This window comes from Nocardia sp. NPDC059691 (assembly GCF_042733915.1).
Classification (GTDB): Bacteria; Actinomycetota; Actinomycetes; order Mycobacteriales; family Mycobacteriaceae; genus Nocardia; species Nocardia sichangensis.
In genome coordinates this window covers 281848-300564 of record NZ_JBHWFB010000010.1, presented here as the reverse complement: position 1 = coordinate 300564, position 18717 = coordinate 281848, and the positions used below count along the sequence as shown (strand labels likewise).

Annotated in this window: 18 protein-coding genes; 1 reads left to right on the top strand and 17 read right to left on the bottom strand. The window is 68.8% G+C overall.

Annotation, left to right across the window (positions count from 1 at the left end; genetic code table 11):
- A complete protein-coding gene (locus ACFV2O_RS23310; RefSeq protein ID WP_379253613.1) occupies positions 1 to 942 on the top strand; it encodes a hypothetical protein in 942 nt (313 codons plus the stop codon).
- A gap of 124 nt (positions 943 to 1066) precedes the next feature.
- Here ACFV2O_RS23310 and ACFV2O_RS23305 read toward each other — a convergent pair whose 3' ends face one another.
- The 17 genes from ACFV2O_RS23305 to ACFV2O_RS23225 form a co-directional block, all read right to left on the bottom strand.
- Positions 1067 to 2071 (bottom strand): hypothetical protein, encoded by a 1005-nt coding sequence (locus ACFV2O_RS23305; protein WP_379253612.1) that lies wholly within the window; start codon positions 2069 to 2071, stop codon positions 1067 to 1069.
- A 95-nt stretch (positions 2072 to 2166) separates the two neighbouring features.
- A complete protein-coding gene (locus ACFV2O_RS23300; protein WP_379253611.1) occupies positions 2167 to 3003 on the bottom strand; it encodes a helix-turn-helix domain-containing protein in 837 nt (278 codons plus the stop codon).
- A gap of 124 nt (positions 3004 to 3127) precedes the next feature.
- Positions 3128 to 3679 carry a hypothetical protein gene (locus tag ACFV2O_RS23295; protein ID WP_379253610.1) on the bottom strand — a complete coding sequence of 184 codons (552 nt, stop codon included), beginning with the start codon at positions 3677 to 3679 and terminating at the stop codon, positions 3128 to 3130.
- Positions 3676 to 4227, bottom strand: a complete 552-nt coding sequence (locus ACFV2O_RS23290; protein WP_379253609.1) for a hypothetical protein — start codon at positions 4225 to 4227, stop codon at positions 3676 to 3678. The genes ACFV2O_RS23295 and ACFV2O_RS23290 overlap by 4 nt, the downstream gene beginning before the upstream one ends.
- A 25-nt stretch (positions 4228 to 4252) precedes the next feature.
- Entirely contained in the window at positions 4253 to 5887 is a 1635-nt protein-coding gene (locus ACFV2O_RS23285; protein WP_379253608.1) for a peptidoglycan DD-metalloendopeptidase family protein, read from the bottom strand.
- Positions 5888 to 6193: 306 nt separating this feature from the next.
- Positions 6194 to 7363, bottom strand: a complete 1170-nt coding sequence (locus tag ACFV2O_RS23280; protein WP_379253607.1) for a hypothetical protein — start codon at positions 7361 to 7363, stop codon at positions 6194 to 6196.
- Positions 7364 to 7612: 249 nt separating this feature from the next.
- Entirely contained in the window at positions 7613 to 9364 is a 1752-nt protein-coding gene (locus ACFV2O_RS23275) for a hypothetical protein (RefSeq protein ID WP_379253606.1), read from the bottom strand.
- Between the two features lie 4 nt (positions 9365 to 9368).
- Positions 9369 to 10856, bottom strand: coding sequence for an SCO6880 family protein (locus ACFV2O_RS23270; RefSeq protein WP_379253605.1), 1488 nt, complete (start codon positions 10854 to 10856; stop codon positions 9369 to 9371).
- Positions 10857 to 10898: 42 nt separating this feature from the next.
- Entirely contained in the window at positions 10899 to 12494 is a 1596-nt protein-coding gene (locus tag ACFV2O_RS23265) for a hypothetical protein (protein ID WP_379253604.1), read from the bottom strand.
- Positions 12485 to 13324, bottom strand: a complete 840-nt coding sequence (locus tag ACFV2O_RS23260; RefSeq protein WP_379253603.1) for a hypothetical protein — start codon at positions 13322 to 13324, stop codon at positions 12485 to 12487. The genes ACFV2O_RS23265 and ACFV2O_RS23260 overlap by 10 nt, the downstream gene beginning before the upstream one ends.
- Positions 13321 to 13962, bottom strand: a complete 642-nt coding sequence (locus ACFV2O_RS23255) for a hypothetical protein (RefSeq protein WP_379253602.1) — start codon at positions 13960 to 13962, stop codon at positions 13321 to 13323. The genes ACFV2O_RS23260 and ACFV2O_RS23255 overlap by 4 nt, the downstream gene beginning before the upstream one ends.
- Before the next feature lie 28 nt (positions 13963 to 13990).
- Positions 13991 to 14260 carry a hypothetical protein gene (locus ACFV2O_RS23250; RefSeq protein WP_379253601.1) on the bottom strand — a complete coding sequence of 90 codons (270 nt, stop codon included), beginning with the start codon at positions 14258 to 14260 and terminating at the stop codon, positions 13991 to 13993.
- An 18-nt stretch (positions 14261 to 14278) separates the two neighbouring features.
- The gene (locus ACFV2O_RS23245) at positions 14279 to 14569 is read right to left on the bottom strand and encodes a hypothetical protein (protein ID WP_379253600.1); all 291 of its coding nucleotides are present in this window, start codon (positions 14567 to 14569) and stop codon (positions 14279 to 14281) included.
- On the bottom strand, positions 14566 to 15273 hold the full coding sequence (locus ACFV2O_RS23240) for a DUF6668 family protein (protein ID WP_379253599.1): 708 nt from the start codon (positions 15271 to 15273) through the stop codon (positions 14566 to 14568). Before ACFV2O_RS23240 ends, ACFV2O_RS23245 begins: the two co-directional genes overlap by 4 nt.
- Positions 15270 to 16043 carry a hypothetical protein gene (locus tag ACFV2O_RS23235; RefSeq protein ID WP_379253598.1) on the bottom strand — a complete coding sequence of 258 codons (774 nt, stop codon included), beginning with the start codon at positions 16041 to 16043 and terminating at the stop codon, positions 15270 to 15272. The genes ACFV2O_RS23240 and ACFV2O_RS23235 overlap by 4 nt, the downstream gene beginning before the upstream one ends.
- Positions 16044 to 16090: 47 nt before the next feature.
- Positions 16091 to 17653, bottom strand: a complete 1563-nt coding sequence (locus ACFV2O_RS23230; protein WP_379253597.1) for a cutinase family protein — start codon at positions 17651 to 17653, stop codon at positions 16091 to 16093.
- Positions 17650 to 18594, bottom strand: coding sequence for a hypothetical protein (locus tag ACFV2O_RS23225; protein ID WP_379253596.1), 945 nt, complete (start codon positions 18592 to 18594; stop codon positions 17650 to 17652). Before ACFV2O_RS23225 ends, ACFV2O_RS23230 begins: the two co-directional genes overlap by 4 nt.
- Positions 18595 to 18717 lie beyond the last annotated feature (123 nt).

The following is an 18717-nucleotide window of genomic DNA, read 5'->3' as shown; positions in this document are numbered from 1 at the left end:
GTGCTGGCCGTGCTCGCCGTGTGCGGCTGTACGACGACCGTCGACGGCGCTGCCACCCCGCTCGGGATGCGCTACCGCAGTAACCTCAGCGGCGGCTCTTCGCTGGATGACCTCGCCGAACGCGACACCGCACGACTGCTGGACCCGTGCGGCATGCTCGACGAGCCGTCCGTCAACGCTCTCGGGCGCGCGCTGTACTTCGGTGTCGGGCAGGACCTGGACGAATGTGTAGTCCGAATCGACCGTGCCACCCTCACCCAGGGCGTCACCACCGTCGGTGTCTCTCTGTCGGTCCTGCCGGACTTCAGCGGCACCCCATTCCAGGTCGGGAATCGGCGGGCCTCGACGCTGCGCTCGGACGACACGTGCTTCATCGCACTGCAATACAATGAGCGCCGCGCGTTCCACTATTCAGCCACCGCACGCCCCGGCATCGACCCGTGCACACCGCTACGGGCGATCGTGACAGCGTCAGCTCCGCTGCTCGCGCGCAACGCATTACGCGCGAACTCGACCCGGATACCGAAAACCGCAGGTGCCGCGAAAGACCCCTGCGCGGCCTTGGACTCGGCGTTCGATGCGAAGCAGAAGTTCTACTTGAGTGCGTTCTCACCCTACGAATGCGATGCATGGCTGGGCGACTACACCAGCAACGACAGCAACAGATTCGCCATCTCAGTGTTCAACGTCGCGAAATCCCAAGCCACCTATGTCCCTTCGGACGCACGCAAGTTGCTGCTCGCCGGCGTGGACTCGGTGGCGGAGAACATCAGCGGCGGCTACTGCATCATCCGCGCCTACGTCGGGGTCGCCCAGCCGTTCCCGACACGAGGATGGGACGGTACGCCCGAAGACCGCATCGAAGCAGTCAAGGTCAGCGGACCCGGCTGCACCGAAACCCGTAACCTCGCCGTCGCCGCAGTCAAGGCATACCAGAACTGACTCCCGCGCGAAGTCAGTGAGCAGGCGGCATGGATGGTGATCGGAGGTCGCGGCAGGGGTGTCGTGTGGAGCTGCGGAAGTCCGTGTGGGCAGCCGACCACCTCGCTGCGGAAGAACCCCCGGTCTACTTGCCGTAGAACTCGAGGATCGCTTCCGCGGTTCGCTGCAGTGCCGCGCATCCCGCCAGTGTGGACATGTCGACAACGTCCACCCAATGCTCGGGGCCGTGGCTGTCGGCATCGCCGGTGAAGTTGCGGATGTTCGGGGAACCGACGTTGGGATAGAAGTCCGCTGAGCAGTACCCGCTGGGGCTGTTCTGCGATCCACGGTTGATCTGCATTTGCCCAGACCTCACGCCGTAGACCTTCCCGTCTTTGCGGGCCCACTCGAGCATCTCGAGGGTCTTCTGCGTGTACGCGATGTTCTGGCTGGTCGTCTCGTCGCTGCTGTCGAGGGTGAATTTGCAGTAGTACGGACGCAGCCCGGTCTCGACCTGCAGCCGCGGCTTGTTCTTGCCGATGACGGACACGGCGGCGCAGGGATCGAGCCGGGCCAGCGGGGTGTCGAGTACACGCTGCGACTGCGCGCGAAGGGGTTTGCTCTTCAGCATTGGCAGGGCGGCCCGCACGAAAGCGGTGGCCTCCGAGCAGGTGTTGGAGTTGTCTCGTCCTTTGACCCAGAACACGAAATCCCGCACCGGATACGGAACGGTGGCCATGCAGCCATCGGCCGGGCGAAGACGCACCGGCACCCCGTCGATCATCGTGGGAGGCGTCTCGGTGTCCCGCTGACCGGTGTTGATCTCGACCGCGTAGATCCTGCTGGGGCCGATACTCGGTTTGAACCGCAGGATGCAACTGTCGAAATCCTGGCCCTGCCCGAAGTACACGGGCGCGCCGAGGGTCGCGATCGCTGCCTGATTGACGAAGCCGCAGGCGTCGAGTTCCCGGACGCGGTCGGACATCGCCAGACGCTCTTGCTCCTGGGCGCTCAACGCGCGCCGGTAACTCGATGGGCCATTGTCGGCGACCTGGGGCAGAGCGGCACCGGCGACGACACGCCCGCATCCGCTCAGCAACGACAGTGGCAGCAGAAGTGCTGCCAGCACAATCCCCGCCCTGATCAACATTTCGGCGAGCCTACCGGTATACCCACCGTGCAGCCCTGCGGCGGGGCTCGGGTGTGACGCGTGAAGGCCGGGCGTTGTCGTGAGAGACGATCTTGTCATCGGATGCTCGCAGCATCGTCATCGGTCGGCTTGCGGACGCCGAGGAACAAGCGGATGTATCCGTGGGTGTCTGTGACGGTGCTGGTTTCGACATTCACGGCGAGGTGCCCACCTTGCGCGGTGCGCAGGATCAACGGCTGATCGACATCGCGGCGGTAGGCGATGTCGGTGCTGCCGGTCCAGCGGGTGTAGAACTGCTCGTCGGCTTGCAAGCGGGCCAGCAGCTGCCGTGTACCGGGTGCGCTGCGGTGTTGGCCGAGAATCGGTTTGAGCCACCGCACCATCTGGGTGGCCTCCTGATCCCAGTCGACCAGCACCTCGTGCGCGACGGGCGAGAAGTACCACAGCGCCAGGTTGCCGGCTTCGTTCAGCCCGGGTAGTGCCCGTTCGAGACTGTCGTTGGTGGCCAGCACATGCCACAGCGGGGAGAAGTAGCCGGCGAGCATGTCGACCTGGTCCAGGTCATCGAGGCGTTCGAGCAGAGCAGGTGTATGCGCGACGCTGGCGCGCAGCGTTTCCACCCCGACCAGCGGCACGGCGGGCTCGCGCAGTTCGCGGATGTGCCGGATCTGCGCCGCCGTCAGTGAGTAGCCTGAGGCGAGCAGGTGCAGCGCTTGCTGAGTGGGGACCCGGACGCCGTTTTCGACCTGCTGCAGGTAGGCAGCGCTGAGACCGATCCGGATGGCTGCCTTCTCCCTGGACAAGTGTTTGCTCTTGCCGGGTGGACGAATGGATTCGCGGATCTGCCGCAGGAACGGTCCCAACTCCGGAGGCGCGAGGTCGGCCCGCTGTGGCGCGGCCATCGAGCGGCGGATCCCGGCACCGAAGCTCACGCCGTGCTCGAACGATCGGTGGTCCGTCGTGGCGGGCGGGGTCTCTGATCGGAATGTGTTATCTCCCAAGGCTGTTTCTCGCGCTCCTGCTCGTGTTCGGCGCCCTGAAGGGTGGGACAGACGGCTACTGCTCGATGCGGTAGTCGCTGACTTTCCATCCTTCGGCGGTGTGTTCGGTGGCTGCGTCCACGCGCATCACCTGGTAGGGGGTGGTGGCTCCGTCGCGGTGCAGCACGGTTTGGGTGACGTCCGCGGTCACGGCACAGTGGTGTCGGTCGCAGTCGGAGGCTGCCTGCGCGACGACGCGGGCGGTCACGATGTCGCCGGATCGCCGCCACGCCGCCCACTGCGGTAGCTCACGCACACCGGTAGCCGGTGGGCGCTGCGAGGCACGGGCGAGCTCACCAGTGAGCCAGGGCCTCGCCCGCGACAACGCCGCCCCGGGGGTGGCGTCGAGGGCCGGCTGCCAGGTGAACATTGCCGCGAGAGCCTGTTCAGCCGCCTGCGCCGGGCCTGCTGTGTCCGGCCTGAGGCCGTGGATGTCGTGGTCGGCGTCCCCGGCGGTGGGCGGGGTTGCGTTTCGGTCACCGAGGTCTGGACCGGCCAAGGCGACTGCGGCGATGATCGCGGCCGCGCCAGCACACAGCGTTGCCAGGACCGTGCGGGGTCGTGTCATCGGGGCGCGGGGGCATCCATGCGGTCGAACACCCATGCCGATGCCAGCGTGGTGACGGCGTCGCGGAAGGACGCGGGCCCGGTGTCGAGGGTGTACAGCATCTGCGCGTGCCGGTCTCCGTCGAGCGCGGCGATCGCCTCGATACAGGTCGGCTCCGACAGCCAGCGCCGCACCAGGTCTTCGACGAGAACGCCGCGGGTACGGGTGCGGTTGGCCGCCAAGATCAGCGCTTCGAGGTAATGCTGGGTGGTTTCGACCAGCGCCGGGGGCGCGGTGCTGGGCAGCTCGAGCTGATCGGTGTGCAGCGGTTCCTGAACGACAACGGCGTTGATGGAGTCCAGGACTCGCGCCAATGCCAGCTCCCGAGTCTTCTCGGTGAGGTGTTGATCGGCTTTGACCCGGTCGTAGTCGCGGAACAGCGCTGAGAGTGTCGCGCGCCAGCGCAGCAGGTTCACCGCGAACCGGGCCCGTGTCAGCGTGCTGGCGGGGTCGGGTCGCGCGGCGAGCAGACGTGGTAGTCGCAGGTCGGTGATCATCGAATGCGTCATCTGAGGGGCTCTCCTGTTGGTGTCGTCAGCTCAGCGTGGTGCTGAACTCATCGGTGGCGGCGAGGATCTTCTCGACGTACGGCCGGGTCTGAGTGAGGTAGTCCGGTGCGCCGGTGGGAAATCCGCCAGAGGCCAGGACCGCGCCTTCACCGGCGTTGTAGGCGGCCAAATACAGTTCAATGCGCCCGTGGGGGGCGTGGACTTTTCCGTCGTCGATCCAGGAGTCGACCGCGGCGGCGATCGCGCACATGTAGCGGCCCTGGGCCATGATCGCGTCACCGATGTCGAACGGAGACGTTTGCCCGTTGCCGTCGTCGTCGGCGCCGTAGACGGCCCAGGTGCCGGGCATGAACTGGGCGGGGCCTTGTGCTCCGGCTCCGGAGACGGCGCTGGGGCGGAAGCCGCTTTCGGCTTTGCCTTGCGCGGCCAGCAGCGCGGCACTGATCTGTGGGCACAGTCCGCCGGCGCGGCGATACCAGGGCTCGAACTCCGGTGGCACCGATCCGGGCGCGAGTTCACCGTCACTGGTGGTCGCGACGGCTTCACAGCCCCTGCTTCCGGCGCCGCCAGGGGATTGGGTGGGGCCGGTGATGGCCGAGCCGTCGGGGTAGCCGCCGCCGGTCACGCTGATGTGCACGTGGTCGAAGTGGTTGGCCGTGTCTCCGCCGCGGTCGTCCATCAGATTCGCTGTGCCGTCGGGCGAGCGGTACACCTGCCGCCAGATGATGTACTCGACGTGGAAGTCGGCGGCGTGCGCCATGACGTAGTCGGCGATGCTGTCGCCCAACGCATTTCCTTCACCGGTGGCGTAGTCGGGAATCATCACGTCGATCGCGCGACCGGAAGGATGGTCGGGGTAGGGATCGGATTCGCGCCATCCACCGATCGTGGTGATCTGCGGGAACGTCACCGCGACGGCGCGGGCCACACGGACCGCGTCGACCTGCAGGTGGGCTTCCACGCTCGCCGGCAACGGCGGCAACTCCGCCCCCGGCTCCGCCGCAGCGGCGGCGCGGTCCGCGCCCGCCACCGTCCCGGGCACGGGAGCCGGCGCCGGGACAGTTGGGCCGTGGTCGGCGCCGGGTTCGGTGGCGCCGTCGAGCCATGTTTGGGGGTCGGTGGCCTGACCGCCGGTGAAACGGCCCCCCGGCCATGTTTCGAAATGCAGGTGCGCGCCGCCGGGACCGCTCGGCACGACTTGTCCGTTGTAGCCGACCAGCGCGATCTGTTGACCGGCGGCGACCTGGTCACCGGTGCGTACTCGCAGGTCGGAGTCGAACATGTGTCCGTAGACGGTGGAGATGACCTGGCCGTCGATGTTGTGGTCGATGACGATCCAGGTACCGAACCCGTCGGCAGGACCGGCTGCGGCGACGACGCCGTCGGCAGCGGCATAGATCGGTGTGCCCGCGGCGGCGGCGAAGTCGATGCCGCGATGGAACTCCCCGCCCGCCCGGATTCCGAAGCCGGAGGTGATCTGGTAGGTACCCGCCTTCATCGGAGCCACCCGAGTCCCCGGCGGCAACAGGGTTGTAGCCCCGGGACGCATTGCCGTGCAGTGCTTTCCGCCGCGGTCGGAGTCCAGCATCAGCAACAGCACCATGAGAATCACCGACACCCACACCAGCCCCGCCACCGCGATGATGCTGACCAGCCTCATGGCCCACTCCGTGCGCTGACTGTCCGGCAGACGCCATGGGCAGCCAGCGCCGCTGCGGCAGCGGGCACGACGCCATCACCGCTGGCTGTGACCGTGATGCGCGGCCTACGTGCAGGTTCCAGCCATTTCCGTCGTCTTGGGCTTTCATGACGTGCGCCGAGTAGTACCGGGGGTCGGTGGTTCATCGTCAGCCTCGGCCCGTCGCGGACATGCCGACCGTGCGTGGCCTTGCGGTCGTTACCTTTCGCCCCACGGCCGAGGAACCAGCGGTGGGTATGTGGGTTCTTGTGCATTCACTCGGCGGATTCACAGATCGACTCCCAGGTCGGATGACTGGGGAGTCGGCACGGAATCCGCAGTGCCACTGTCTGTCTCGCTGCTGGCGCCTGATGGAGGGCCACTGTCGAGACAAGCCGCCTGGATCAGTTCGACTGCGAGGTCCGCGCTCGATCCGTGGTCGACCGTTTCGGCGGGCGTCGGCCCGCAACGGTGCGCCTGCGGGCGGTCCGCATCGATACCCGTCTGCGCATCGGTGTGCAGGACGTCGCCGGGACCGGCCGTCTGCTGTGTGACACTGGGGAGTTGATCAGTTGGATCCGTCGCCGGCTGCGGGGTGTTCTCGTTGATGACGGAATCCGGTCCGAACATCGAAATGTAGAACAAGTAGTCGTCGTAGTCCCCGCCCCAGGCGAGATAGTCCGCTTTCAGTGCGGCGACGGCGCGATCGATGAGCTCGGGCGGTGTCGGTGCAGCCAGGCCAGTATCGGTAGGATCGTGTGGCCCGGCTGCCACGCGGCGGATGATGCCCTCGATCTCGGCGCCTGAGTGAGGACGGCAATTCTCTTGCCACCTGCGCTCGAGCTGTTCGCTGTCGTAGGCGTATACGGTGTGCTGAAACAGTCGAATCCAGCTGGCTTCGTCGCGATCCCACAGCTCAGATCGCTCGTCATCGGTCAGCTCCGCCAGCGATGCGATAGCCTCCACCCGGTTCAGCAGTGCAACCATATTGCGTTCGTATTGCCGCGACTCCACGGTCTCGAGGCGTTTCGAACCATCGGTGCCGGGTTGCCATTCGCGCAATGCCGCAACTGCTGCCATATGCTCGACGGTCCAAACGTCGTCCGCGATCGCGTCCATCATCTGGGTGCGTGCTGGGCTGTCGCCTCCCGTCTGCATCGAACCTGCTGGACGGGTGTTGTCTGGAAATCCACGCCATTGGGCGGAGTGCTCGGCTTTCGTGATCTCTGTGTCGGGAATCCCGGAAGCTCTGGCGCGGACTTTCAAGCCGTCGAGGTTGCGTTCCAGCTCAGATCGCCGTAAACGCAGTTGGTCGAATGATGGATCTGGTCGTTGCGGCCAAGGCGTGTGTGGAATCTCACGCCGAACTTGCCCGCATTCCGCTCTGAGGTCCTCGATGCGGCGCAGCAACCGTGCCTGCCATCCCGATAACCTTTCCATGCCACTGCCGTCATTCATGGCTTCTGCCCTGATCTCGTGCCGAGGGTTCCGTGCTGTCGAACTGGTGCGCGGGGCTGGGCGACACAACTGCGGTCATGTGTAGGTTTTCGCTTCGACCCATAAGCGATCTGTGGGGGGGTTTGCGGATCGATCCTTGTTCAGCCGCCTGGGCGCCGACAGGGGCGGCGTCGAATTCGATAGTCACTGCACAGCGGGTCTGTATGCTGACCACGAGCGTCGTCCTCTCGAAAATGCGTGCGCTACTGCTCATGCGGTGTCTCCGCTGGTGTCGAAGCCTGCGAAGCGGGTGTTGGTGTCGTGGATGCCGGTGGCGCGTTCGGTGTCGGTGAGTTCGACGAGGAAGGGGATGCCGGGTTGGCGGCCTTCGCCGACTTTGAGCAGGAATTTCCCGGTGCCGGGTGGGGTGGGGCGTGGCGTGCCGGGGCGGATGGCTTCGCCGGTCAACGCTTGTGGGGCTGACCAGTTGGTGACCATCGCGCGTTCGGCGGCGGTGAAGGGGATGAATGTCGAGAGCCGGTTGACTTCTTCTCCGGGCAGGGCGCCGAAGATCTTCGCGCGTGCGCGTTCGAGGAATCCGAGTGCGCGGGAGATGGCGGCGTCGCTGCCGAGGGCTTGGAGGTCTTTGATGGTGTGGCTGATCATGATCAGGGCGGTGGCGATCTGGCGTTGTAGCCGCGTGAGTTCGTCGACGCGTTCGACCATGAAGTCGCCGAGGCTGAGTACCTGCCACAGTTCGTCCATCACGACTTGGAAGTAGCGTTGTGGCGCCAGCCCGGCGTCGGCGAGGGTGTTCAGTGCCTCCACGGCGCTGAATCCCGCGCCCCAGCAGGCCAGCATCACCGCGGCTTTGAGTTTGCGGTCCCCGGTGGGGATGTGGGAGACGTCGATGCACACCGCGGTGGAGTCCAGGTCGATGCCGACGGTGGTGGGGCCGTTGAACACTTGCCCGAACGGTCCGCGCGTCAGCGCCCGCAACGATTGCCGCAGCGGCACCACCGCGGCCTGGTAGCGCTGTTCGCTGTCGGCGGCAGCGTCCAGTTGCAGGTCCGGGCCACCGGCGACGATCACCTCCAACAGGTCGTCGAGGATGGGCTGCTGGGCGGCGGTGAATCCGCGTCCGCCTTCGCTGACGGGCCGATAGAGGCTGCTGAGGGCGGTGGCGATGACGGTCTCTTCGAAATCGGCGACGCGGCGCCCGCGCACGAGTTCCACCAGCGCGCAGATCAACGCGATCTGGCGTGCCCGCAGTTCTTGGGCCAGTGTTTGGGCGCGTTCGAACATTTCGGCGGCTTCGAGGCGGGCGAGGACTTTGCCCATGACCCCGACATCGAGGGGGTTGAGTTGCCCGTAGCCGTAGCCGAGGTCGATGACTTGGCCGCCGACCAGTTCCACCAGCGCCCGATAGTCGGGTTTCACGTCCGCCAGCACCAGCGGGGTGATGCCCTGGGCGATGCCGCCGAGCACGATGCGCCGCACCAGCGACGATTTGCCGAATCCGTTCAGCCCCAGCACGAACAGACTGGGCGCGGTGATGAATCCGCCCCGCAGAAACCAGTTCATCGGGTCGAAGCACACCGGTGCGCCCGTGCGCAGATGCGGGCCCAGCGGGGTGCCGACCAGCGGCGCACCCGCCCCGACCGACCACGGCCACAGTCCGACGACCTGAGCGGTGGTGCCGCGCCACTCCGCCGGCCGCCCGACCGCGGACACCCGTCCCCCGGTCGGCCCGGCATACCCGGTGTCGGTCAACCGCAGCACGGGACGGTCGAAGTCCTCGACCAGCGCGGAGCGTTCGAGGACGCCGAGGTTGCGGCGGCGGTGGTCATCGCGCGAGAGCAGCACGCCCGCCCACGCCCCGCGCACTCCCCCGCGCTGCTGCCGCGCCTGCAGCGCGGTGCGCCGCTGGTCGGTCAACACCTGGGGCCCGCGCCGACCGGACGCCGACGCGCCAGAGGCACGCTGCGGCGTTTCCGTCTGCGATATGGAGGTTTTCGCCATCGTTCTACCCTTCGAGTGCTTCGGGGATGGTGGCGTGTTCGGGCAGGATCACGCCGACGCCGAGAGAGGCGGCGAAGGCTGCGGAGTGGTAAGTGTTGCAGCGGCGGATGCTCAGCCGGGCTTGGGTGGACAGGTCGCGCACGAGTGCTTCGATGCGGGGGATGTCTTCGCCGCGGGGCGCGGTGAGGGTGATGAGGATGCCGTAGCGGGTCAACCCGTGGCCGCGGGCTTGTTCTTGGCGGGCTTGTTCGGCTCCGGCGACGCGGATGCTGGCGGATGCGGAGACCAGCCCGCCGCGGGTGTTCTGTTCGGCGACGCGGGCGTTGCGGTAGTCGTCGTCGACCAGGCGGGTGGCTTCGGCCGCCGAATGTGGCCGGTAGACGATGGCGACGCGTTTGCGGGGCAGGTCGGGGTTGGGTTCCAGCAGCCGCTGCAATACCCGCTCGGTCACCACACCGCGGGGGGCTTCGGTCATCTCCCAGGTGATGCTGACCGCACCAGCGTGCTGGAGGCGGTCATAGCGTTGCTGTTCGTCTTGCGGGCCGGCCATGTCCCAGGTGACGCCGTGACCATCCGGTTCGGTCGCGGCGGCTTCCAGGTCGGCTTGGGAGGCCGGGTCGTAGGCGCGGCGCACGAACGCGGTGATCTGGGCGGCGGTCATCGGCTCGGCGCGAACCCCCGCTTCAGCGAGGGCGACGAGGATGCCCGGCAAGCGGCGCCCGATCTCGAGGGCTTGTTCGGCGGGGACTTTGCGGCGTTCGGGGGTGGTGGCTTCGAAAGTGATCGCGATGCGTGGTTCCAGTTGGACGCGTTGGCTGGCCAGCTGGGAGGCCAGCTCCCACATCACATTCGACGCCAGCGCCGGCGCGTCGCGGTGGGTGAGCGCGGAGACCTCCCCCATCAGCCGGTTGCCGGTTTCGGGGATGGTGTCGATCACCGGCACGATCGCTTTCACATCCGGCGCCGAACCGACTGACGCCAAGAACGCTCCCCACGCGGCGACCCACTGGTCCACCAGGTCCTGGTCGACGGCTTCGCCGCCTTGCGGCCACGCCCGCAAGACCACGGTGTACTCGTCGAAGCGTGGCAGGTGGATCATGCCGAAGCGGTGGCCGTCGACGGCCTGGCCCTCATACATGCGTGAGGGCGCCAGCAGCCCGGGTAGTCGGGTCGCGCCGCCTGGCATCGCCGAGAACGACCCGGACCGGTAGACGTGCTCGCCGCGGTGGGCCCCGCGCCACCACTGCCACAGCAGCAGCGCCCGCGCGTACCCGGTGCGGCCGCCGATCTGGATCACCAGCGGCGCGGTCACCACCGTCCCCGTAGCCGCAACGATGCCCGCCGCCAGCAACCCGAAAACCGCTTGGGTCAGCACGACCGCGATGATCACCGCCCCGGCGGTGATCATCGCCACCCACGACAGCCCGAACAAGCCCTCGGTGCGCGGCCGTGAGCCCGCACTGTAGGTGCGCTCGACATACTCCACGCTCACCGCGACTCCTTCCTGAACGAAACCCACTGCGGCGCATCGGGTTCAGCGGGGAATGTCATGAGGCCCCAGATCCGGCCCGCGATAGCGCGCCACCCCCGACGCGGGCGAGGCCCCGCCGGTGACGTCGTCGCTCACGCGCTCGACTGCCTGACCCGCGCCGGTCGCGACCGTCGACGGATGCACCGCACGCCGCACCAGGCCTCCCGCCCCTGAGGGACTGGCCTGCGCCGCAGACGGCTTCACTGATCCGCGAGAGCCACCCGGGCCCGGCAGCGGCTTCGGCGCCCCACCACCACCGCCGCCGCCTCCGCCGCCGCCGTCGGTGGGCCGGGCGGGGCTAGCATGCCCGCTGCTCGTCGGGCCGCTGCTGGTGTTGGAGACGAATCCGGCGGAGCCTGCACCTCCGGTCGCTGCGCCGCGGGCCAGTAGCGCTTTGCCGCCGGTGGCGGCGATGATGCCTGCGCCGACTGCGGCGCCGGTGGCTGACGCGCCGCTGCCGCCGGAGCCGATCACGCTCAAAGCGGGGGCGACCAACCGCACCAACGCCGGCAGCACGAACGCCACGCTGCACAGCAACACCATCCCGACCAGCGCGCGGTGCGCAGAATCCGCCGATCCTGCTGGCGGCTGCTGGTCGAGGGTGGTGTTGGTGGTGTCGGCGGTGAGGTAGGCGATCATGTACACCAGCGACGCGACCGGTTTGAACAGCAGGAACGCCACGATCCACGCACCAAGGCGCTGGAAGGACGCGCGTCCGCCGCTCATCCCCGACGCCGCGGCGGTCAGCGGGTAGATGCCGACGGCGACCACGAGCAGGGCTTGGCGGATGATCGTCAACGCGACCATCGCCATCGCGCCGAGGATCCCGACCAGGGCGACGATGAACACCAGTCCCGGCCCGTACACACCGAAGCGGTCGGTGCGTACCAGCAGCTCCGCCGCGCCGCGGGCGTTGCCGCCGGTGGAGTCGTTGATAATCCACATCGAGAACGCGTCACTCAGCCGGGCACCGGCCAAGATGGCGAACCCGGCGATCCAGGTCGTCGCGGTCGAACGCACCAAGGTGCGGAAGGCTTCTTCGGCGTGCTCGGCGGCCATGTGCTGGCGGGCGATCCCGATCCGCAACGCCGAGATCAGAATCGAGAACGCCAGCAGCCACGTCTGCACCTGCCGGGTGTAGGAGTCCACCCGCTGCCACAGTGTCTCCCCGCCTGCGGCGGGGTCGTCGAGGATGCGGTCGTTGGGTAACTTGGCCCACGCCGTGCTCAAGGTGAGCGCGTCACCCAGCCCGTCGAGCAGGATCTCGGTCACCTGACCGAATGTGGAATCCCACAGCTTGGATTTCGTGGCCTCGATCGCGCTGCCCGGGTGGGAGGCGGCGTTTCCCGCCTTACACACCGCCGAGGCCACATCCCCGGTCCATGCGCCCAACCCGGGGATCGACGACAGCGCGTCGTGGATCTCGTTGCAGGTGTGGTCGAACCCGTAGGTGGTCGAGGTGCCGGATTCGGCCGGAACCGGTGCGGGCGCCGGTGACGGCGTGACCGGTTGGGCCGCGCCCGCGCCCGCGGCGCTGATCATCAAAGCGATGACGGCGGCGACGGTGAGAGCGAGGCGGCGACCGGCGGTCAGGACCATCGTGTCCACCCCGTCAGATCGGTTGTGGTGGTGGTGGGTAGCTGTTGGCCGTTGCCGCGCAGGCGCCAGTCCCCCTCATGCCAGACCATGCCCACTGTCACCGTCACCCACGAACGTGTGCCGGTGGGCTCTGTCGGTGTGCGGGCGGCCAGTCGCAGGACCGCCAGATCGGTGGCGTAGCTGTCGATGCGGTACGCATCAGGCGCCACCAAAGTGCGGGTCACCGACTCCGGTTGCTGCACAGGCAGTTTCCCCGCGGCGATCCCGGCGTCGAACGCTGCCTGGTCGGCGGCGGTCAGCACCATGCGGGCGGCGACCAAGGTCCGGTCTCCAGGGCGGGCGGCGACCTGGTTGATGCTCGATACCGCGGCCACGGCCGCGCCTTGGGGTGTGTGGGCGTAGCCGGCGGCCATCGCGTCCCGCACGCGGGTGGGCCCGTCGGAGGCGGAGAACGGCACGACCGCGCCGTGCACACGTTGCCACCCGCCGGGCTCGGCCAAACCCGATGGCGGCGCGGTCAACCAGTCCGGGTCGCTGGGCTGGCGTGCCGGACCGGTCTGCGCCCGCAGCTGCCCGGCCGGGTTGCGGGGGATGTCCACGCGGCGGCCGAACGCATCGACCGTCGGCACATCGAAGCCCTCCCCCGTCACAGGCGGCGCACTGGTCGTGGCGGCCACGTACGCCCGGCCCGCGGTAGAGGTGTGGGTGCGGTGGGCAGCGAACGCGATCGCCGCGGCGATCAGGATCAGCGCCAGCAGCACCACCGACGCCACCGTCCACCCACTGACCTGCCGAACCTCTGGTGTGGTGTGTCGTCGATCGGTGGTCATTGCGGGGCTTCCAGTCTCACCTGGGCGTCCACCGTGGTGGTCTCGCGCACCACCGGGTCGGTGGCCGAGGGGCCGGGCAGTTGTAGTCGCCAGTCCTCGGCCACCCACACCACCGTCGCGGTGTTCACCGCGGCCGAGCTGTCCGGGAACGAGGTGTAGATCTGTACGTGGGCGATCGCGCGGTTGTAGTCGGTGATCGTGTAGCCGCGCACGCGTGGCGCGGTGGCGGGATCGGCGCGGCCCTGGATGGATAGCAGCACCCGAGAGCTGGCCCAGGCGTCTTTGCCTGCGCCTGCGGCGATTTCGTGTGCCGCGACGCTGGCCCAGTGCTCGTCGGGGGCTAGCGACATCCGCACCGTGTGCACGATCGCCGCCAGCGCCGCGCCTTGCGGAGTGTGCGTGAATCCTGTCGCGGCCTCCGCGCTGAGCTGCCGGGGTCCGTCGGTGCCGACCGGCAGCCGCACACCTTGATAGTCCACCCAGTGCACGTCCGCAGGAACCACTGTCAGGTCATCGGCATGCACCGATGCAGGTGCCTGGTGATCGTCGCGGCCGCAGCCGCCCACTGCCACACTCATCGTCACCAGGGCCGCCGCGACAGCGGCCACAGCGCAACGCCGGTTTTCAAAAGGGTTCATGTGCAGTCCTTTTCGCGTGCGCATGGGGTCAGAAGGCGAGGTCCATGAGCAGGGATGCGGCGATCGGCCAGGCGACGGTGGCGAATACCCACGACAGCAGCACCCGCATCACCTCCGCGGGTGCGGCGGGTGGGCCGGGGGGTGGGCGGAAGTATTCCCAGCCGGCGCGGCCGCCGACCCACGCCAGCCGCATGATCAGCCCGACTTCCACGCCCCACAGCAGCCACTGGAACATCTGGCGCAGTTGGTCGGTGATCTCCGGCGGCAACTGCTTGTACGCCACAACCGTTTCGATCATCAGAGCGCTCCCAGACCCCTACACGCCGAGGATGGCGTTCATGATCGATCCGGCGCTGGTGGCGACGATGCCGCCGATCAACGCACCGACGACCATTTTGGGGGACTCGAGCATGCCGCCATGCCACTTCTCCCACGCGAATCGGCCACCGGCGAAGATGATCGCGCTCACCCCCGACAGCAGCACGAACCACATCAGCCACTGCACCAACTTCGTCAGCCCTCTGGTGCCCGGCGGCGCTTCGGGGGTGAAGTTGTTGACCTGCGCGAGCACGGTGGTGTGTTCGGCGGCGGACAGGATCCAGCTCATGGTGACTCTCCGTTATCGGTGATGGTCGCGTGATGCAGAGCGGCAACGGTCTCGGTGACCGCTGCCCCGAGCGCGCGCACATCCGCTGGCGGGGTGGACAAGTCGTCGTCGCGGCAGGTGTGCTGCGGGGTCGGTTGTCCGGGGGTCCAGACCGGGAGTGCGTCGTGTCCGGCCAGCGTCCAGGTTTCGTGCCAGTCGACATGCCAGAGGTGCTCGACAAGCCCGCTGTAGAGGTCGCGGTCGCGGCGGATCGCCGCCGGGAGGCGGCCGGGTCGCGCGGCGACGGTGACCAGCCCCACGACGGTGCTGTCTCCTGCCAGCCCGGCGTGGTGCTGGCGCAGCAGCGCGTCCGCGGCCGCCAACCCGATGACGGTGGCGCGGGCCACGACCAGCACATACGGCGACTCACGCCCGATCGGGGCGGGCCAGCGGCGGTGACAGTCCGCCGCGGGAGCCAGCAATTGCTCCAGCGTGGTGACTCCGGCGCCGCCGTGGGCGCCCAGCAGCCACACCAGCGGCGGTCGGCCGCCGGGTATCGCGCCGCGGCCTACCGGCACCGGGCGATCCCACACCGCAGCGCGCTGGGCGGGCGGCGGCGCCACCACCGCGCGGGCAGACGCTCTCGCACGCGCCCGTTTTAGGGCGGTGCGGGCGCGCTCGCTGGTGGGGGTGGGGGTGGGGGTGTCCATGGCGGCCGACCTCATGCCGGTTCCACCGCCACCACCAGCGTGCGGTTATCGCGGGTGGTGGTCGAGATCGTTTGCCGGTGCACGGTTCGGGAGTCGTTGGGCCAGCGTTCGGTCACGGTGACCGACCACCGGTCCGGCCCGGCCGGGGTGATGTCCACGCAGTGGGCGGTGCCGGTCGGCACGGCGTCGATGCCGGCTTGGATCGCCGCGTCACTGCCGAACCGGCCCTCAGGCGCCAGCAGTGTCCGCACGACCGCGGCGTCACGGCGGGTGTAATACGAGTACTCCAGCGCCAGAATCACTTCCGGCCCCGACGCGGTCGACCCCGCACCATCGCCGCTGACCCGATCAGCGCCGGCACGCTGCACACACCACGCCCCCGGCGCGACCGAGGAAGCCGGTGGCGCAGCCGTGGGCGGGGATGCCGCACCAGTGAGTGGGGACTGGGATTGCGGTGCGGTGTCGGCGGGCCACCCCCAGATCCCGAGGCCGATGATCACGGCCGGACCGCAGATCGACAGCAACGCAACCACCAACCGGCGCAGCGACCGCGGCCGGGCGCGGTCAGCAGTCGTCCGCGCAATCGGCTCAGGCGGCGTGGAGGCCTCCGCGGTCGAGGTGGTGGGCGCGGGGTGGGGCAGCCATGTGGTGTAGTCCACCTCGGCGGTGTCCGGTGAGAGCAGCGCCTCGGGTGGGAGCATGTCCAGCTCGTCGGACTCCGGCCAGCTCGGTGGCAGCGGTGAGGACAAGCCAGGGACGGTGAATTCACCACGCGGATCGGACAACGGTCCTCCTCTCCTGTGCGCCCGCACGCCACCGGCCCGACCAGTCATCACGGTGTGGGGCTGGTCGAAGACGGCCAGGACTCGAACAGCCCGCCCCCACCCGGTCGGCTGCTGGTCGTCGGCGCGGTCGCAGAGGGTGCGCCGCCGACCGACCAGCCGCCGCTCGGCGGCGCGGTAGATGTCGAGGTCGCCGTGGTGGGTGTCGGGCGGGCGGTGAGATCACGGGCGAGGGCGCCAAACCAGTCGGCGGTGAACTGCACGGGTGCCGCGCCGTCGGCGCCGACGGGGTGGGCTGTGTAGGCGCCGCGGCTGCTGATCGCGTCGCTGTATTTGACCCCGGTGGTGGTGTCCACCAGGCCGGTGTTGTCGGTGACGTTTGCGACCACCGCCTCGAACGCCTGGTTGACCAGCCGCGACACCGTTGTCGGCGGAACCAGCTGCGGCAGAGCACCCAACAGTTTCTGTCCCAGAACAGCCAACCCCGCGACAGGGTTCGCCAGCCCCGCGGCGGCGATCTCGGCGATGTTGCCCGGCGTGATGACCGCCTTGGCCACCGTGATCACCGAATTCAACGCGATCGTGCCCACTTTCAGCAGCGCCTTGAACACGTCGTTGATCTCCAGCGGGGTGCGCGGATCCGACGCCTCGGCCATGCGCGCCGACAGCGACGTGCGCGAGGACAGCGACAGCGACGCCAACGACGTGCCCTGCACGTCGTTGTTCACCACGCTGGTCGCGGTCTTGATGGCGGTGAACGCCAACGCTTGCGTGACCGACGCCAACGCGCGCAGCGGGTCACCGCCGGACTGATCGGCTGCAGCGACGATGTTGGACACCACCCGCAAGATCGGGGCCTGCGCCGGGGTGTCACACGCCAAATCGCCAGCGACGCAGAAACTTGCCACCCGCCCGGCCAAAGGCCCGAAGTCGGCCACCGCGCCGCGTTGCGGCCCGATGCCGCCGCCGGTCAACGGCTGCTGCGGCAACGCCTGAAGCCGGGCCACCGCGCCGCCGCTGGTGCCCGGCGCCGGATCGGGCACCGTCTTGCCCGGCTGACCGGGAAACAATGCCGCCGAGGGGTTGCGGCTGGGATCACCGAACAGCGCCACCCCTGCCACACGCTCGGCGGCGACAGCGCCCGCCCCGCGCGCCACCGATTGCGCGAACTGCGAGGCGACTTGCGCGCCCTGCGCCGCGCCCGCTACCGCAACCTGCCCGCTGGGGCATCGCGACGCGAACTCAGAGGCAGCCTGCGACACTGCCGCGACCCCGGCGTCCACACTGGCTGCGAACCCGCCACCGCCTGTAGTGCCCGCGACAGCTGGGGAGGTGGGGTCGTGCCAGGGCACGTAGACCCGGTGCACCGACCCCGGCGCGGCAGCCGCCAGCATCGGACGAAACACCTGACCCAGCACTCCGGAGTCGGTGTCGGGGGCAGCGTCGGCCGCGGCCTGGCCCTCCCCCTGAATACCAATCACCAACAGCGCTGGGCAGTTCTGTCCGGTGGCTGGTTGTGCCCACGTGCCAGGCGCGGCTGCCGCCACGGCGGCCGCCGTCGTTGTCGCGGTGATCGCCGCTACCGCCAGCAGCCGCCGCAGCGGCGTGATCACGCGCAGTCCTCGTCAGTCCCGGGGGAAGCGACGACGTCCTCGTCGGCGGTCGTCGTGTCCGGATCCTGCTGTGCGGCCGGGGTGTCGGTGGTCTGGTCCGAGGGCGGCTCGGCGTGGTCGAGGTGGGTGTCGGACCCGAGGGCCGCGGCCGCTGCTGCGCCGATGCTGGCGCCGACGACTCCTCCGGCGACCGTGGCGGGGATGCCCACGATCGCCGCGCCGGCCATGCACCCGGCCAAGCCGCCAGCGAACGCTCCGAACGGCGCCAAGGGACCACCGGATACAGCGCCACCGATCACACCGCCTGCGACGCCACCGACCGCCATGCCCGCGGCGCAGCCGGTCAAGCCGCCGACGAACCCGCCCGCGTTGGCCCCGACGCTCCAGCCGGCGACGCCACCGACCATGGTCGCGGCCGCGCGCCGATCGGACTGATCGACCGGCAGCCCTGCCGCGTCGAAACCCGCCGCGATCCACCACTCGGCGGTATCAGCGAGATCCTGTGCGACTGCTTGAGCTTCCGGCGGCACCCACTCCGGCACCGCCACCGTCTCCGTGCCGAACCGCAGCGTCCGCGGCGGTGCAGCTGGCGGGACCGGCTCGGGCGCAGGTGTTTGCTGCGCCTGCTGGGCTTCTGCCTCACCAGAGTCCGCTTCGGGCTCGGGTGCCGGTGCCGGGGCCGGTGGGCGGGTCGTGACCACCGGTTGCGTCTGCTGGCTCGGGCGCGGTCGCGCAGGCTTGGGCAGGAGATCCACCACAGTGGGTGTGTCCTCCGGCGGCGCAGGTGCCGGTGCCGGTGCAGGAGGTGTCGTGCTCAACCCGGGCTGTCCTTGGCCCGGTGATTCCAGCCCTGGCTGCGCGGCATACGCAGGCCCCGCAGCCAGCGCGGCGGCCACTGCTGTCGCCGCGAAAGCCAGCATCGGCTGACGTCGAACAGTCATATCGTCCTCAGATCCTCGAACCCGACTCGAAAGGCGCCGAACGCGCTGGCATGAACCCGTGATCGGATCCCGCTGTCTGCGGCGAGAAGGGGGCGAATACAACGTTCGCAGCGATCCCCCGCC